Source organism: Anaerococcus faecalis, assembly GCF_013371425.1.
GTDB lineage: Bacteria > Bacillota > Clostridia > Tissierellales > Peptoniphilaceae > Anaerococcus > Anaerococcus porci.
Window position 1 is genome coordinate 1 of the sequence record NZ_JABVBA010000023.1, and the last position, 1647, is coordinate 1647.

Below are 1647 nucleotides of genomic sequence, written 5' to 3' on the forward strand. Positions count from 1 at the left end.
AATTACTTTGAGTAAACCAAACAAAAAATGACAGAAGTCAAGATCGAACTTTAAATGAGAGTTTGATCCTGGCTCAGGATAAACGCTGGCGGCGTGCATAACACATGCAAGTCGAACGATGAAGGTTTTAAGATTTCTTCGGAATGATTAAAAGTGGATTAGTGGCGAACGGGTGAGTAACACGTGAGTAACCTGCCTTACACAAGGGGATAGCCTTTGGAAACGAAGAATAATACCCTATAAAGTCAAATCATCGCATGATGGAATGACCAAAGAATATATATCGGTGTAAGATGGACTTGCGTCTGATTAGCTAGTTGGTGAGATAAAAGCCCACCAAGGCAACGATCAGTAGCCGGCTTGAGAGAGTGTACGGCCACATTGGGACTGAGACACGGCCCAAACTCCTACGGGAGGCAGCAGTGGGGAATTTTGCACAATGGGGGAAACCCTGATGCAGCGACGCCGCGTGATTTAGAAGGCCTTCGGGTTGTAAAAATCTTTTTTATGGGATGAAAATGACAGTACCATAAGAATAAGGTCCGGCTAAATACGTGCCAGCAGCCGCGGTAATACGTATGGACCGAGCGTTGTCCGGAATCATTGGGCGTAAAGGGTACGTAGGCGGCCTAGTAAGTTAGAAGTGAAAGAACATAGCTCAACTATGTATAGCTTTTAAAACTGCTAAGCTTGAGAGATGGAAGGGAAAGTGGAATTCCTAGTGTAGCGGTGAAATGCGCAGATATTAGGAAGAATACCGGTGGCGAAGGCGACTTTCTGGTCATCATCTGACGCTGAGGTACGAAAGCGTGGGTAGCAAACAGGATTAGATACCCTGGTAGTCCACGCTGTAAACGATGAGTGTTAGGTTCTTGGAATAATCTGGGAGCCGCAGCTAACGCATTAAACACTCCGCCTGGGGAGTACGCACGCAAGTGTGAAACTCAAAGGAATTGACGGGGACCCGCACAAGCAGCGGAGCATGTGGTTTAATTCGACGCAACGCGAAGAACCTTACCAAGTCTTGACATATTACGGAGGAATCTAGAGATAGATACTTAGGACTTCGGTCTACTGTAATACAGGTGGTGCATGGTTGTCGTCAGCTCGTGTCGTGAGATGTTGGGTTAAGTCCCATAACGAGCGCAACCCCTATCGTTAGTTACCATCATTAAGTTGGGGACTCTAGCGATACTGCCGGTGATAAACCGGAGGAAGGTGGGGACGACGTCAAATCATCATGCCCTTTATGACTTGGGCTACACACGTGCTACAATGGCAGGTACAGAGGGAAGCGAGAGGGCGACCTTAAGCAAAACTCAAAAAACCTGTCCCAGTTCGGATTGCACTCTGCAACTCGAGTGCATGAAGTTGGAGTTGCTAGTAATCGCGAATCAGAATGTCGCGGTGAATGCGTTCCCGGGTCTTGTACACACCGCCCGTCACACCATGGAAGTTGGCAATACCCGAAGCCTGTGAGCGAACCTTTTAGGACGCAGCAGTCGAAGGTAGGGTCAGTAACTGGGGTGAAGTCGTAACAAGGTAGCCGTATCGGAAGGTGCGGCTGGATCACCTCCTTTCTAAGGATGAGAAACTGACACGTTAGTTTTTCATACAAAGAAAATTAAAATATAAAACTTAAGTTTG

The 1647-nt window shown here is 47.2% G+C and carries 1 rRNA gene; it reads left to right on the forward strand.

Annotation, left to right across the window (positions count from 1 at the left end):
* The first annotated feature begins 50 nt into the window (after positions 1-50).
* Positions 51-1580, forward strand: a 16S ribosomal RNA gene (locus HV819_RS11365).
* The last annotated feature ends 67 nt before the right edge of the window (positions 1581-1647 follow it).